Below are 14,851 nucleotides of genomic sequence, written 5' to 3'. Positions count from 1 at the left end.
CCTCCTAGGATTCGAGTTGAACCGTGGGGCTCGGTTGAGTCCCGGAGCGGGGAGCACGGCCCGAGCGCGCCGCCTCGCGCGCCGTGGCCACGACGGCATAGGCATTGCGCAGCACCGGCAGGCGCCCCGGATGCGCCTCCAGCGCGCGCTCCAGCAACACGCGTGCCTCGGGACCGAGCGGCAGGCCGCGCAGCGAAGACACCACCGTGCAGGTCCACTGTCGGGCGTGGCGGGCGCGCAGTCTCCAGGCGCGTGGATCATCCAGGCCATCCAACGAGTCGATGGCCTCCTTCGTCCGCGTCGCGCCGCGCTCGCGCAAGGCCCACGCGTCGTCCGTGGTGAGCCCCGTGACCGAGCGCAGCACCAGCTTCAGCGCCTTGCCCTCGAGTTGGGCCCGAAGGGTCCTCGCCACCGGCGTGTCCAATCCCGTGGTGCTGCGCAGCACCGCCAACCGGTCGTGAGGCACGAGCTCCTGGCGCAGTGCCTCGGCGCGCGCCGAGTCCAGCCCCGCGAGGCTGAGCGCGATCGCCCCGTACAGCTCGCGCCGCATGCCCGCCTCGCGCACCTCCCAGGCATCGTCTCCGTCCACGCCTCCCAGGCCCGCGAGCACATCAGCCAGCCGTCCGTCGCGCAGGCCGCGCTCGCGCAGCGCCCAGGCCTCGGGGGAGTCATGGCGCGTCAGGCTGGCGAGAACCTCCGGCGTGGCCTGGGCATACAGCCTCAAGCGCAGGGCATCCGCGCGCGGTGACGAGAGCGCCTCCAGCCCGCTGGCCACGCTCGTGGGCGTCGTCGCCGCGAGCGCCTCCCGCAAGTCCCACGCGGCCTCGTCATCCAGACCGAGCAGTCCGCCCGCGATGAGGGCGGGGTAGCGCTCGGCCAGGGCGAGGCGCCGTTGATGCGCGGGCAGGCCCGGGATGCGGCCCAGCATCCAGGCGGCCAGATGGGGCTCGCGAGTCTCCAGCGCATCCAGCGCGAGGAAGAATCGCGACTCCACATCCGCCACGGATGTCGCACCCGGCTGCGGGGCCGGAGGCGCGGGCACCAGCCGCTGCACGGGCAGCTCGCGCTGCTCCAGCCGCGCCACCACCGCCTCCACCAGCCGCTGCTCCAACACCCACAGGGGCTGCTCGTTGTTCTCCAAGATGAGCCAGTGGTGCGGATCCTTCCGCGCCATGGCGAGGAAGGACTCGCGCACGCGCACGGACAGGCCCGCGCCGGACAGGCCCTTGCGGCTGTCGGCGTCCTGCGCGCGTCCTCCCTGGACCTTGCCCAGGCGCTTGCGCAGGCGCGCCATCTCTGGGTCCACGTCCACCAGGATGATCAGGTCGGGCCATAGCCCCTGCGCCGCCAGCTCACAGGCACCCTGCAAGGCATCCATGGGCAGCCCCCGGCCCCCGCTGCTCAGCGCGAGCTGCGAGTGCAGGTAGCGGTCCGTGATGCACACCTCACCGCGAGACAGCGCGGGCGCCACCACTTCCTCCAGTTGCTGCGCGTCGCGCGCGAGGTTGAGGAAGAACTCGGCGCGCGAGGTCATCTCCAACAGGCGCGAGTCGCGCGTCAGCTCCCGGATCCGCCGCGCGGTGGATGACTGCAGCTCGCCACCTTCACGCGCGTGCACCACCTTGTATCCAAGCCGCTTGAGCCGCGCGGCCAGGAGGTTGGACAGCGTTGTCTTGCCGCTGCCGTCGATGCCTTCGAAGTCGATGAACACAGTGCCCTATCCCCCCGTCGCCCCGGCCGCCGTGAAGGCGTGGACGCGTGCCATGCCTTCCGCGAACTTGCTGTAGGCCGGCGCGCCCTCCACATGAAGCGCGCCCAGCCACCCGGGCAGCTCCCGCCCCAGGTGCTTCACCTCGACCACCACGCGCGAGTCCCTCGCCACGGGCACGCCCAGTCGTTCGACGGTCAGCGCCGTGTCGCCCAGGGCCACCTCCGGGGTGATCGCGTGGAAGCCGATGTCCCGGTCCATCGTCACCCGCCAGGTCTCCTCCACCTGATACACGTGGCGCTGATACGTCACCGCCAGCACGGGCCGCAGACTGCCTCCCGCGATGAGGGGCAGCAGCCGCGCGCCCCCGCGCACCGCCTGCCCGAGCCGCGCACGCGGCACCCACAGACGCCGCTTCTGGGTTACGCCTCCGCGCTCCCGTTTGACCTCCAGCACCACGCGCTCGTGGCCCTCGGCGCCCAGGTCCGGCGCGTACTCCTTCGTGCGCACCTTGACGCAGTCCTCGGGCGTGCGCAGCGCGCGCAGCGCCAGGGGACAGCCCGGCTTGTCGAAGTAGACCGACACGATGCGGGTGGGCGGGCTCGACACGCCCTCCATCTCCTGGGACAGCCGGTCGTGGAGCGCCGCGACCTGGCGCTCCTCGAGCACGAGCTTGAACTCACGGCGCAGCCGAGTGACATCGCCTTCGGCGAACGAGCGCATGGGCGGACTCCGACTCACTGGAAGCGGGTGGCGAGTTGCAGCGACAGCTCCAGCGCGGCCGCTGGTTCTCCAGGCCGCAGGGCGCGCTCCACTTGGAGCTGGACCTTGAACAGGTCGGCCAGCAACAGGTTGAGGCCTCCGACCAAGGCGTGGCCCGTCTTCGTCACCGCGTCGATGCGAAGCTGGAGCGCCTCCGCGCCGAGCACCGGTTGGAGCGCCCAGCCTTGCTGCCCCAGGCCCACCAGCCACGACGCCAGGACGAGCTGCGCGGTGAAGGGCCCCATCGCGACCTGCCCGGCGACGCCCTCGGCGGCGAGCAGCAGCGCGCCCGCCTGGAACTGCGCGTCGGTGGAGAGCGCGTACTGGCGCGTGCCATCGAAGACCTGCGTGAGATAGGTGCTGGCGCCCACCGTGAGGCGCTTGAGCGGGTGCAGGGTGACGCGCATCGCGCCGTCCTCGCTGAGTCGCTCGCCCGTCTCGCCCTCGGCGCCTTGGAAGAGGCCCGCGGACACCTTGAGGCCCCAGGCTTCCTTCCACCGCGCCTCGCCCATCACGCCCAGGCGACGTCCCCCCAGGTCATTCGTGTCCACCAGATAGTCGGCCACCAGTCCGCGCCCCTGCAACGGCAGCGTCCACGAGGAGCCCAGCTCGCGCTCAAGAAAGGGCGCCTTGAACCGGCCGCCGTACAGGCGCAGCCGCTTCGAGTCGTTGGACAGCCGCACGAACGCGTCCTTCAGGATGGACTTGGAGGCGAGGTCAGCGCTCAGCTCCGCGTCCACGTTGGGGAAGGACGCCTCCACGCCCACGCGCGCGGAAGGGATGCTGAGCGAACGCGCGTAGTTCGCCCGTTCATCCGCTCGCGCCTGCGCGAAGACCCGTCCAAACAGTCGCAGCGAGTGGACGGGAGCGTCCGAATCTTGAGCCGCGTCATCCACCTTGTCCGCACCCGCCGGGTCCTCGCCCATCGAGTCCGCGGGCTTCACCTTGCGAGGCGCCGCCGCGTGCTCCGCGCCACCCGACGCACGCGATGGGGGCTCGGCCTGGGTGACCGACTCGCTGGGGTCCGGCGGAGGCCCGCCCTCGTCCCGCTCCGCCCCCGCTCCCGCCGGAATCCCCAGGAGGACTGCGGCGAGAAGTCCCCGCCACTCCTGTTCAGCCAACCGCCACCCCACCATTCCCCTCGCCTCCCGCCGCAGTCGCAGGCCCCTGGTGCAACCAGGGTGCCTAGGGGGAATGCCTCGAGGCGGTGTGTGGTGGCCGACGCGCGCACGGGCCCCGCGTCGTGATTCGGCCGTCCCCAGAGGAATGGGCGCGCCCCGGCCTGGGAAGGTTTTTTCCCTCGGAGGGCGAGGGAGCCTGTAACGGCCCCCTGTAAGAAGTGGCGCGTTACTGCCCGCTGCCGCGGTCCGGCGAGGTCTCCACCGGCGCTCCCGCCGAGGACTCGTGGGGCGCCGGGACGGAACCTTCAGGCACCGGCGCGGCCTCGGTGGGCGCCGAGGCGGCCTGCTCCTCCATGACCGTGGCCCCCTTGTCGTCCGATGCACCCGTGGGAGGAGCCTCGGAGGAGGTGGAGGCACTTGCGTCACGGGGCTCGGTGGGCACCACGCTGCCCGCTTCGGGCACCGCGGTGGGCGCCACCTGGGTCACGGCGACAGCACGCTGGGTCTCATCCACCCGGGGCTCCGGTTCACCCTCGCGCTTCAGGAGACTGCGCGCGCCCAGCACCAGCGCCGCCACGACGCCCGCGCCGAGCAGCGCCCAGGCAAGCTCCTTGGGAGGAGGGCTGGACGTGACGTCGAAGTGCGTGTGCAGCACCTTGAGCCGCGTGGTGCGAAAACGCACGTCGACCTGCCAGGTCCCCGTGCTCGGCGGGGTGAACTCCGTGCGCCAGCTCTTGCCGTCCCGTTGCAGGGTGACGGTCTGCTGAGACAGGGCGCCCTCCTGCTGGAAGGTGACGGTGATGGGCCCCTCGAAGGCGGGCCCCTCGAAGCTGTTCACCCTCAAGGTGAGCTGGAGCGGTGTCTCAGGCCGAGGAGTGACCGGCGTGAAGGAGCCCTGCAGCCGGTCCTCGGCGTCCTGCCAGGACAGCTCCAGCACGCCGCCACGGCGCTCCACGTTGATCTGATCCGCCGCCGGCTCCGCGGCCGCCTGCATGGCCCACAGCCAGACCCACAAGAGGGGTGTCCAGGAAAACCTTCTCAGACACCTTTGCCTCATCGCGGTGTGTCGCCTAGGATGCGCTGCTTTGACGCCTTCCACCGAGTTCGCTCCCCCCGGCGAGACCCCGGGATGAACCCTCAATCTTTCGGGAAATACCAGCTCCTTAAGAAGCTCGCCACCGGTGGCATGGCCGAGGTTTGGCTTGCGCGCCAGATGGGCATCGAGGGCTTCCAGAAGAACCTGGTAGTCAAGCGCATCCTCCCGCATCTCGCGGAAGACCGCGAATTCGTGGAGATGTTCCGCAACGAAGCGTTGATTGCGGCGCGCTTCAACCATCCGAACATCGCGCAGGTCTACGAGTTCGGCGAAGCCAACGGCACCTACTACATCGCCATGGAGTTCATCCACGGCGAGGACCTGGGCCGGGTGATGCGCAAGGCGTACAGCGCGAATCAGTGGATCGCGCGTCCGCTGGCCATCCGCATCGTCGCCTCGGCCTGCGAGGGTCTGTACTACGCGCACACGCGCACGGATGACGCGGGGCGTCCCCTCAAGGTCGTGCACCGGGACATCTCGCCGCAGAATATCCTCATCAGCTTCGACGGCTCGGTGAAGCTGGTGGACTTCGGCATCGCGAAGGCGGCGGACCAGGCCTCGCTCACCAAGTCCGGCGCCATCAAGGGCAAGTTCGCGTACATGGCGCCCGAGCAGGCCGCGGGCCGGCCGCTGGACGCGCGCGCGGACATCTTCGCCATCGGCCTGGTGCTGTACGAACTGCTCACCGGACACCGGCCGCTCAAGCGCGACTCGGAGCTGGCCACGCTCCAGGCCGCCATGGAGTGCGCCATCCAGGTGCCCTCCGCCGTGGCGGACGTGCCCGAGGACATGGACGCGGTGGTGATGCGGGCGCTGGCGAAGAACGCCGACGACCGCTACCGCGAGGCCCGCCAGTTCCAGACGGCGCTGGAGGAGCTGCTCGTCAGCCAGCGCTGGGTGGCGGGTTCGGTGCAGATCTCCGAGTTGATGGAGACGCTGTTCGCGGACCGCCTGGAGGAGGAGCGCAAGCAGGGCCAGTTCGTGCCGGTGGACGAAGAGGCGAGCGGCTCGGGCTCGAGCCCTCCCGCGCAGCCGGACCGGGGCCGCAACCGCCCGGCCACCATGGACATGAGCTGGGAGGCTCCTCCGGGTGAGTCGGCTCCGCGTGATCGCTCGCGCGCTTCGTCTCCGTCTCGCACGTCCGTTCCGCGCCGCAGCAGCGTGGCTCCGGCAGTCCAGCCCGAGGAGCCGAACGAGTGGGAGGCCCCCTCGGGCACGGGCGTCGAGGTGCCTCCTCGGCGTCGCACCAGCGTGGCGGAGCCCGCGGCGCGCCGGGGTACGTCCACGTCCAATCCCAACGCCACCCAGGTGGCGCGCACCAGCTCCCGCTCGGACCTGAGCCGCGCGGGGGGGGCTGAGCCTTCGTCTCCGCCCCGGCGCACGCAGTCGCGCGTCGCGCCCATGGCCGAGGAGCCGCCGCCTCGCTCACGCTCGGGCGTGCACCCGATGGATGAGGAGGCGGACGACGAGCGGACCATGTTGCCGCCGCCGGAGCCGCCCCCGCGCCGCCGCACGGGCATGGTGCAGGCCGCCGCCGAGTCGGAGCCGCCTCGTCGCCGCACGTCCAGCCGCGTGGATCAAGTCGCGGCCGCGCCTCGGCCTCGGCCCGCGCCTCGCGATGAGGACTCCGAGGAGTCCGAGCGCCGTCCTGAGCGCGTCATCGCCGCCGACGACCGCAAGATGCGCCGGGGCATCGAGTTCCGGAACGTCGCGATGATTGGCTTCATCGTGGGCCTGCTCGGCGTGCTCGGCGTGTTCCACAAGCCCATCCTGAAGGTGCTCAACTCGACCGCGTCGGACGGGCAGGGCGTGTGGCTCACGGTCAACACCAATGAGAAGGTCAAGGTGTCCGTGAAGCACACCGAGCGCTGTAGCGCGGCCGAGCCCGTGACGGTGCTGGGCTTCGCGCCCTTCACGCGCAAGGACGGGGCGCACCTGCAGGACACGCTCATCCTGGAGAACGAGGACCGGGGCATCTACGTCGAGGATCCGGACGTGCTCGCCTTCGGTGAGCCCGGGGACGTGAAGGTCCTGGACCGCACGTTCAAGGAGGGCAACCTCCGCTTGAAGATCACCCCCAAGGGCCTCACGGGGCTGACCATCATGCGTGACAATCAGCGCGTGGGGCTCCCCGGCAGCCAGTTGTCGCTGATGGAGGGCAAGCAGAAGCTCGAGCTGCGCGGTCCCAAGTTCAAGGACCCCGTCTTCTTCGAGGCCATCATCAAGCCAGGGGAGACGACGGAGGTCACCCTGGACGTCACCTCCGCCCTGGGTCAGTAGCGGGGCAGGGCGGGGTCGACCGTCCGCGAGTACAAGTCGATGCCACCGCGCAGCGACACCGCCTCCAGCCCGCGTGACAGCAGGTACGCGGTGCCATCCAGGCTGCGCACGCCGTGGTGGCAGTAGACGACCACGGGCCGGCCCCGAAAGGCTTCCAGCGCCTCGTCGTGATCCGGCAGCTCCGGCAGCGGAATGAGCACGGAGTGGGGCAGCGCGACCATCTCGTGCTCCTCGGGGAACCGCACGTCGAGCAGCGCGGGGCGCGACTCGGCGGGGCCCGCGAGGAGGCGCGCGAGGTCGGCCGGCATGATTTCGGGGATGGGCATGGCGTGCGTCCTTCGGGCGCGCGGGTGTTACCCGCCAGTGGAGCAGAAGCGTTCGGTGTCGACCAGGTCCACGCGGGCGCCGGGCGCGCACGTGGGGCAGCTCGGATCCCTTCGCGAGCGCAGCTCCAGGAAGCGCGAGCCGAGCGCGTCGAAGGTGAGCAGTCGGCCCACGAGCGGCTCGCCCTGGCCGAGGATGAGCTTGATCGCCTCGGTCGCCTGCAGCAGCCCGATGACGCCGGGGAGCACGCCGAGCACGCCCGCCTCGGCGCACGAGGGCGCCAGCTCCGGCGGCGGCGGCGCGGGATAGAGGCAACGGTAGCAGGGCCCCTGGCCGGGGAGGAACGTGGTGACCTGTCCCTCGAAGCGGAAGATGGAGCCGTGGATGTTGGGCTTTCCCGTGAGGACGCAGGCGTCGTTGAGCAGGTAGCGCGTGGGGAAGTTGTCGCCCCCGTCGAGCACCAGGTCGAACCCCTCGAGGATGCGCAGCGTGTTGGCCGCGGTGAGCCGCTCCTGGATGGGCACCACCTTCACGTCCGGGTTGAGGGCCTCCAGGGCCGCCCGCGCGCTCTCGACCTTCGGCTGCCCCAGGCGCTCCTGCGTGTGAATCACCTGCCGCTGCAGGTTGCTCAAGTCCACCACGTCCGAGTCGACGAGGCCCAGCGTGCCCACGCCCGCGGCGGCCAGGTACAGCGCGGCGGGAGAGCCGAGCCCGCCCGCGCCCAGGAGCAGCACGCGCGCGCCGAGCAGCCGCGCCTGTCCCTCCTCGCCCACCTCGGGGAGCATGAGGTGGCGGCGGTAGCGCTCCTTCTGCTGGGCGCTCAAGACGACGGGCTTCTCCACCGGCAGGGCCGCGTCGCTCCACCGGTTGAACCCACCCGCCAGGGAGGCGACGTTGACGTAGCCCATGTCCCGCAGGGTCTTCACCGCGAGCGCCGAGCGCGTTCCACCCGCGCAGTACACGACGAGCGCTTCGTCCCGCCGGGCACGCTCCTCGATGCGCAGCTCCAGGAATCCTCGGGGGATGTGCAGGGCGCCGGGCAGCCGGCCGCCCGCGTACTCGTCCGCCTCGCGCACGTCCACCAGCTTCACGGGCGTCCGGGCGTCCAGGAACTGGCGCAGCTCCTCCACGGAGACCTCGCGAATCTCCAACTTCACCGCCGCCAGGAGCTCTCGAAAGGTGGGCGCCATGTCCGCCGGGTATAACCCGGGGCTCGGAGGGCGTCCTCCTGTTGAAGAAGGGGGCGCTCCGGCGCGCGGCCGCTGGTTTTCAGCGGGCCAGGGCGTTATGAGGCTTTTTTCAGAGGAGACTCAAGGACATGGATACCACCCCTTCCACGCCCACCGCCGCGCCGGCCTTCCAGCCCAGCCCCGAAGTTCCGGTTCGCCTGTCGAGCGCCGCCATCGCCCAGGTGAAGAGCGTCATCCAGGCCCAGGGCTTCGAGGGCTACTACTTCTCCATCCGCGTCGTCCCCGCCGGCTGCAGCGGCCTGGGTTACGACCTGAACCTGGTGAAGGAGTGCAAGGCCGGCGACTCCATGTGGGAGCAGGACGGCGTGAAGATCGCCACGGACGCCCTGAGCGCCAACTACCTGCTGGGCACGGAGATTGACTACGTCTCCGCCATCACCGGCGCGGGCTTCAAGTTCAACAACCCGAACGCGAAGTCCTCGTGCGGCTGCGGCACGTCGTTCACGACCTGAGCCACGCCGCATTCCGATGACAACTCGCGGGCCGGAAGCGGGTGCTCATGGCGCCCCTCCCGGCCCGGGGTGTTTCAGGCCCCGGCGAACGGGGTCATCACCTTCAGCCAGGACTGGCTCTCCTTCTGGCGCGCGATGCGCTGGGCGCGCCGAGCCTCGGCCTCGGCGAAAGCCGCCCGCTCGGAGTCCGTCTCCAGGATGAGCCCGGGCACGGGCACGCGCTGCCCCGCGCTGTCCAACGCCACGAAGGTGAGCAGGGCGCTGGTGGTGAGGTGCCGCTCGCCCGTCAGCGGATTCTCCGCGTGCACGGTGACGCCCACTTCCATGGACGTGCGGAACGTGGCCAGCACGCGCGAGTGCAAGAGGGCAATCCACCCCACGCGGATGGGGGCGTGGAAGTGCAGGTCATCCATGGACGCCGTCACGACGACTTCGCGGCAGTGACGCTGGGCCGCGATGGCGCCGCAGATGTCGATCCACTGCATCACCTTTCCACCGAACGCGGCATCCAGGTTGTTGGCGTCGGGCGGAAGGATGAGCTGCGTCATCACCACTTCCGAGTCGCGGGACTTCTTCGGCGTCGTCGAATGCACGGGTACACCTGGGATGCGGCGTGACGGATGCCCGTCAGGCCAGGAAGGAAGACACGCGGTCGAGGAACTCCTCGCGGCCGCGGCCCCGCCGGATGTCTTGCTGGGACACGTCCAGCACCAGGCAGTCCACGCCGTACTTCTCCTGGAGCACCTGGGGAAAGCTCGTGTAGTAGCCGTTGAGCCCGCGCAGGAAGTCGCGCCCGATGCCCTTCTCCTCCTCGCGCCCGCGCGTGCGGATGCGGTCCAGGAGGATGTCCACCGAACCCACCTCGAAGCAGATGACCTTGTCGGGCCGCACGATGTTGCGCGACAGCCGCTGGAAGTACTCGTAGTAGAGGTCCAGCTCCGAGTCCGTCAGGTGCCCCAGGCCGTGCAGGTACTTGGCGAAGATTTCCGGGTCCTCGTAGAGCGTCCGGTCCTGCACGCAGCTCTTGCGCACCGAGTGGATGAGCTCGTGGTGCTCCACGCGCCGGATGAGGAACTCCAACTGGAGCGTGAACGACCACCGCTTCATGTCGGTGTAGTAGTCACGCAGGAAGCGGTTGTCGATGACGGGCTCGTCGAACAGCTCGAAGCCGAAGGACTGGCTGAGCATCTTCGCGGCCGTCGTCTTGCCCGCGCCGATGTTCCCCGCGAGCGCCAGGAAGCGCCGGGACAGCGGCGCCTTGGTGCGCACCGTGTTGCGCGGCTTGCGCGCGGGAGCCTCGGGCGGCGCGGGGGACGGAGTCGGCTCCGGCGTGGAGGCGGGAGCCGGCGGGGGAGGGGACGCGACCGAACGCGGGCGCTTGCGTGCGCTGGGACGGGGCATAGGGGCCCCTGGGCTTAACCCGGCTTGCCGAAGGCGTCCATTCGTTGGCGCAGCAGGTCGGGTCGGTCGGTCATGACTCCACCCACCCCTTCCTGGAGCAGCAGGTCCATCTGCTCCGGATCATCCACCGTCCACACGTTGAGCCACTTGCCGCGCGACGCCACCCAGGCGAGCAGCTCCGGGTCCACCAGCCGCACCTCGCCGAAGAACAGCGGCATGTCGAGCACGTGGTAGCGCGAGTCCTCCGGTGGGGGCTCGCCCGCCTTCAAGCTGAGCACGGCGGCGGCCAGCGCATCGCGCGGGTAGAAGTGGCACGCATCGGGGAGGGCGGTGACGAGCCTCTCGCCCACCGCGTCCAACTCGCTGCCCATGCAGACCCGGTCCATCGCGCCCTCTTCGCGCAGGAGCGACGCGAACACGTGCTCGATGCCCGGGGTGTCTGGCTTCAGCTCGACGTTGAGGCGCAGGGAGGGGAAGGCGCGCAGCACCTCGCGCAGCGTGGGCAGCCGCACGCCCTGGCCTCGGAAGGGGAAGTGGGCGCCGCCATCCGGCGTGAAGCCGTGCCCCGCGTCCAGGCGCTGGAGCTCGGCCAGCGTCAGCGCGGCCAGGGGGCCCGTGCCGTCCGTGCAGCGCTCCAGCGTCTCGTCGTGCGCCACCACCAACTCGCCGTCGCGCGACAGGTGGACATCCAGCTCCAGCATGTCCGTGTGGTAGCGCTCCACGGCCTGGCGGAAGGCCACCAAGGTGTTCTCCGGCGCGAGGAGTGCACCGCCTCGGTGGGCGATGTGCAGCGTGGGCTTCAGTCCGTGGAGGAAGGCGGGGCGGAACGTCATGGGATGAGGACGATGTTGCCGAACTGCGAGCGGTCTTTCAGCAATTGATGCGCGTGTGCGGCATCGGCCAGAGGGAGTGTCCGGTCCAACACGGGCCGCAGCTTCTGGTCCTGCACGAGCTTGAGCACGCGGAACAGGTCGCCCTTGGAGCCCATGGTGGAGCCCAGGAGCGAGATGCGCTTGTAGAAGAGGACCCGCAGGTCGAGCTTCACCTCATGGCCAGACGTGGCGCCGCAGGTGACGAGCCGCCCGCCGTACGGCAGGCACGCCACGCTCTTGTCGAAGGTGGCCGCGCCCGTGTGCTCGAAGACGACGTCCACCATGCGCCGCGAGGTGAGCCGCTTCACTTCCTCCAAGAAGTCCTGCTCCACGTAGTTGATGGTGTGGTCCGCGCCCAGCTCCCTGGCTCGCCGCAGCTTCTCCTCCGTGGAGGCCGTGGCGATGACGGTGGCGCCCATGAGCTTGCAGATCTGCACCGCCGCGCTGCCCACGCCCGAGCCCGCCGCGTGCACCAGCACCGTCTCCCCTGGCTTGAGCTCCGCGCGGCGCACCAGCATCGTCCACGCGGTGAGCATGGTGAGGGGCAGGCAGGCAGCCTCCGCGAACGTCAGCTCCCTGGGCTTGGGCAGGATGTTCTGGCGCGGCACGCTCACGTACTCGGCGTAACCGCCACGCACGTGCTCACCGAGCAGCCGGTACTGACGGCACAGGTTGTCCTCGCCCGTGAGGCACCGCTCGCACGCGCCGCACGAGAGTCCCGGATTGACGAGCACCTCGGTGCCCGGCGCCAGGTCGGTGACCTCCGCACCCACCTGATCCACCACGCCAGCGATGTCGCTGCCGAGCACGTGCGGCAGCTCCAGCCTCAGCCCGGGCCAGCCCTGGCGGACCCACACGTCCAGATGGTTGAGGGCCACGGCCTTGACCCGGACTCGCACCTCTCGCGCGCCCACGGGAGGGTCTGCCATTTCCACGACTTGAAGGACTCTCTCGTCTCCGTGCTGCTGAAACGCCACGGCCTTCATGCGGATGTCTCCCGGGTTCACAGAGGTGTCACCGGCAGCATGCCGCGGCGTTCCTTGCCGCCCCCCGCGGGGCGCCGGTATAAGGCCCGTCATCCTCAGGCCGACCGGCGTCGGACTTCAAGAAGTGTGGCGCCCCAACGAATAGGAGAACTTCAGTGATGGAACTGCGCAAGGCGCTGGGCGCCGCAGCGGTGGTTGCGGCTACCGCGATGATGGTTTCGGCGGGATGTTCGGGGCGCGATGAAGAGGGCCCTGGCCCCGAGAACCCGGGTTGCACCGGCGTGTGCAGCCAGGATGCCGGGTTCGATGCCGGCGTGGACTCGGGCACGGAGATCAAGCCGGACTCGGGCACGGAGATCAAGCCGGACGCGGGCACGGATGCCGGGAGCAACACGGGCCCGACGATTCCGGAGATCCGCAAGCTCAAGTTCGCCACGCCGGTCACGCTGCACGACGTGGTCATCACCAGCATCGAGTACGAGAAGCTCAGCGACCAGAACGGCAAGGACTGGCGCTCGCGCTTCTGGGTGACGGACCCCGCGCGTCCCACCGAGGGCATCTTCGTCGACAAGTTCTACAGCGACACGCCCACGGACTATCACCCGACGGTGGGTGACAAGATTGACGTGGAAGGCTTCGTCAACACGGACCTCCCCTACGAGCAGTTCCGCGCCTACCGCCAGAAGGTCGTCAACGACTTCAAGAACTCGAAGCCGTTGAAGATCACCTTCAAGGTGAAGGCGTCGCGCCCGGCGGACAACGAAGTGACGGTGCAGAACCTGAAGGACGCGATGCAGGCCTCCAGCCAGGCGGATGCCGGCTACGCGGGCACGCGCGTGCACCTGACGGGCGACATCGCGATGACCAACCCGACCCCGGCGGCGTTCGCGCGCATCGACGCGCCCGGCACGGACGGGGGGCCGGCGGTGTTCTACGGCTTCGAGGTCGCCGACGGCATCCTCGTGAACCACGACAACACCCGCGACCAGCACCTGTCGGATGGCGGCACGGTGATCCGGTGTGACTGGCAGGCGGCGGTGCGCAACGGCGGCACGGTCCGGTTCCCCAACGGCATCAGCGGCGTCTGGGACACGTACTCGTTCGCGCAGTGCGACGGCACGGACAACAACACGGACGTCCTGACCTGCCGCCGCCTCAACGGCACGGTGCCGGGCTCGACCAAGAAGTTCACCTACGTCATCTACCCGGATAACTGCGGCGACGCGGTGGGCGAGTTCGACGCTGGGAGCCCCCCGTAGGCCTTGGGGCCTGGGCCGGGCATTCGCGCCGGCCTGCCCTCATGCCGCCCCTCGCGCCTGTCGCGGGGGGCGGTTTTTTATTTCCAGGGGGCCCCTCCTGGATCCAGGCTGTCCGTCGGGAGGTGCCGTTGCTCCCCCTGACTCCTGATTGCAGGTAAGCTCCGGAAAAGGTCCACCGTTCAACCAGAAGGCACACCCAAGTTCCCGTGAGCTCGCCCCAGACGGCCATTCCGTTCGGAAAGTACCTCCTCATCAAGCGGCTCGCGGTGGGAGGGATGGCAGAGCTGTTCCTGGCCCAGGAGCCGCCGAACCCCGAGCTGGTGGTCCTCAAGCGAATCCTCCCGTACCTCTCGGAGGAGCCGGAGTTCGTCCAGATGTTCCTGGACGAGGCGCGCATCGCCGCGCAGCTCCATCACCCCAACATCGTGCAGGTGCATGAGCTGGGGAAGCTGGGCGAGAACATCTTCATCGCCATGGAGTACGTCGAGGGCGTGGACCTGCGGCGCGTCATGGCCGAGGAGTCCAAGTTCGGCACGGCGATTCCGTACGGGGTGGCGGCGCGCATCTGCGCGCAGGTGGCGGGCGGGCTCGACTACGCGCACCACAGCCGGGGCGTGGATGGGCGCCCGCTGGAGCTCATCCACCGGGACGTCAGCCCGCAGAACGTGATGATTGCCTACGACGGGCGGGTGAAGCTCGTCGACTTCGGCATCGCCAAGGCCGGCGCGTTCATGGAGCGCAGCAAGCCCGGCGTCATCAAGGGCAAGTTCCTGTACCTGGCGCCCGAGCAGGTCATGCAGGAGCGGTTGGACCATCGCGCGGACATCTTCGCGCTGGGCTCCATGCTGTACGAGATCAGCACGGGCCGGCAGCCCTTCGCCAAGCCCACCACCGAGGGCATCCTCTACGCCATCCGGTATGAGGACCCCTCGCCGCCGCACCTGATGCGCCCGGACTACCCGGAGGTGCTCTCGCGCATCGTGATGCGGTGCCTGACCAAGGACCGCGCGCAGCGCTACCAGCGCGCCGCGGACGTGCAGGCGGACCTGGACGCGTTCCTCGCCTCGGGCACGCTGCGCCAGAGCACGGACGTGGCCGACTACATCTCCCGGCTGCTCGGGGAGGAGGAGGAGCGGACCATCCTCCACATCCCGGTGGCGGCGCCCGCGGGACGCAAGGACGCGACGGTGCCGCTGTCGGCCCCGCGCGCCACGCCGCCCATCTCCGCGGAGCCCACCGCGCCGGTGTCTCGGCCCTCGCCCACGGCGCCGCCGCCGCGCCCGCCGGTCGCCACAGCCACGCCCACGCCGGGCGCGCGCGCGAGCAGCACGACGGTGCCG

General features: G+C 70.0%; 14 protein-coding genes. 4 read left to right on the top strand and 10 right to left on the bottom strand.

Going from position 1 to position 14,851, the window contains the following annotated elements; all coding sequences use genetic code 11:
* Window positions 1-4 precede the first annotated feature (4 nt).
* The 4 genes from tmk to KRR26_RS04620 form a co-directional block, all read right to left on the bottom strand.
* The gene (gene tmk / locus KRR26_RS04635) at window positions 5-1,711 is read right to left on the bottom strand and encodes a dTMP kinase (protein WP_217079213.1); all 1,707 of its coding nucleotides are present in this window, start codon (window positions 1,709-1,711) and stop codon (window positions 5-7) included.
* A 6-nt stretch (window positions 1,712-1,717) separates the two neighbouring features.
* Window positions 1,718-2,431 carry a VTC domain-containing protein gene (locus KRR26_RS04630; RefSeq protein WP_217079212.1) on the bottom strand — a complete coding sequence of 238 codons (714 nt, stop codon included), beginning with the start codon at window positions 2,429-2,431 and terminating at the stop codon, window positions 1,718-1,720.
* 14 nt (window positions 2,432-2,445) lie between these two features.
* Window positions 2,446-3,606, bottom strand: coding sequence for a hypothetical protein (locus KRR26_RS04625; protein WP_120201181.1), 1,161 nt, complete (start codon window positions 3,604-3,606; stop codon window positions 2,446-2,448).
* 211 nt (window positions 3,607-3,817) lie between these two features.
* Window positions 3,818-4,606, bottom strand: coding sequence for a hypothetical protein (locus KRR26_RS04620; protein ID WP_217079211.1), 789 nt, complete (start codon window positions 4,604-4,606; stop codon window positions 3,818-3,820).
* Between the two features lie 114 nt (window positions 4,607-4,720).
* On the opposite strand from KRR26_RS04620, the gene KRR26_RS04615 reads away from it, so the two are divergent.
* The gene (locus KRR26_RS04615) at window positions 4,721-6,967 is read left to right on the top strand and encodes a serine/threonine protein kinase (RefSeq protein WP_217079210.1); all 2,247 of its coding nucleotides are present in this window, start codon (window positions 4,721-4,723) and stop codon (window positions 6,965-6,967) included.
* Here KRR26_RS04615 and KRR26_RS04610 read toward each other — a convergent pair.
* On the bottom strand, window positions 6,961-7,293 hold the full coding sequence (locus KRR26_RS04610) for a rhodanese-like domain-containing protein (protein ID WP_120201176.1): 333 nt from the start codon (window positions 7,291-7,293) through the stop codon (window positions 6,961-6,963). The genes KRR26_RS04615 and KRR26_RS04610 overlap by 7 nt on opposite strands.
* Before the next feature lie 27 nt (window positions 7,294-7,320).
* Window positions 7,321-8,481: a molybdopterin-synthase adenylyltransferase MoeB gene (gene moeB / locus KRR26_RS04605; protein WP_217079209.1), complete on the bottom strand. Its 1,161-nt coding sequence runs from the start codon at window positions 8,479-8,481 to the stop codon at window positions 7,321-7,323.
* Window positions 8,482-8,609: 128 nt separating this feature from the next.
* Here moeB and KRR26_RS04600 point away from each other — a divergent pair, with 128 nt between their 5' ends.
* Window positions 8,610-8,993, top strand: coding sequence for a HesB/IscA family protein (locus tag KRR26_RS04600; RefSeq protein WP_120201172.1), 384 nt, complete (start codon window positions 8,610-8,612; stop codon window positions 8,991-8,993).
* Between the two features lie 74 nt (window positions 8,994-9,067).
* Here KRR26_RS04600 and KRR26_RS04595 read toward each other — a convergent pair whose 3' ends face one another.
* The 4 genes from KRR26_RS04595 to KRR26_RS04580 form a co-directional block, all read right to left on the bottom strand.
* The gene (locus KRR26_RS04595) at window positions 9,068-9,541 is read right to left on the bottom strand and encodes an acyl-CoA thioesterase (RefSeq protein WP_120201170.1); all 474 of its coding nucleotides are present in this window, start codon (window positions 9,539-9,541) and stop codon (window positions 9,068-9,070) included.
* Window positions 9,542-9,620: 79 nt separating this feature from the next.
* Complete coding sequence (locus tag KRR26_RS04590; protein ID WP_120201168.1) at window positions 9,621-10,394, bottom strand: deoxynucleoside kinase; 774 nt, start codon at window positions 10,392-10,394, stop codon at window positions 9,621-9,623.
* A gap of 14 nt (window positions 10,395-10,408) precedes the next feature.
* On the bottom strand, window positions 10,409-11,227 hold the full coding sequence (locus tag KRR26_RS04585; RefSeq protein ID WP_217079208.1) for a glycerophosphodiester phosphodiesterase: 819 nt from the start codon (window positions 11,225-11,227) through the stop codon (window positions 10,409-10,411).
* A complete protein-coding gene (locus KRR26_RS04580) occupies window positions 11,224-12,195 on the bottom strand; it encodes a zinc-binding dehydrogenase (protein ID WP_236068314.1) in 972 nt (323 codons plus the stop codon). The genes KRR26_RS04585 and KRR26_RS04580 overlap by 4 nt, the downstream gene beginning before the upstream one ends.
* Before the next feature lie 215 nt (window positions 12,196-12,410).
* Here KRR26_RS04580 and KRR26_RS04575 point away from each other — a divergent pair, with 215 nt between their 5' ends.
* Window positions 12,411-13,511 (top strand): hypothetical protein, encoded by a 1,101-nt coding sequence (locus KRR26_RS04575; RefSeq protein WP_120201162.1) that lies wholly within the window; start codon window positions 12,411-12,413, stop codon window positions 13,509-13,511.
* 206 nt (window positions 13,512-13,717) lie between these two features.
* A partial coding sequence (locus KRR26_RS04570; protein ID WP_217079206.1) for a serine/threonine-protein kinase occupies window positions 13,718-14,851 on the top strand: 1,134 nt, incomplete at its 3' end.

Origin of the sequence: Citreicoccus inhibens (genome assembly GCF_019039035.1) — a bacterium.
Lineage (GTDB): Bacteria > Myxococcota > Myxococcia > Myxococcales > Myxococcaceae > Citreicoccus > Citreicoccus inhibens.
Note: the sequence above shows the minus strand (reverse complement) of the source record. Positions and strands in the feature narration are given on the sequence as shown.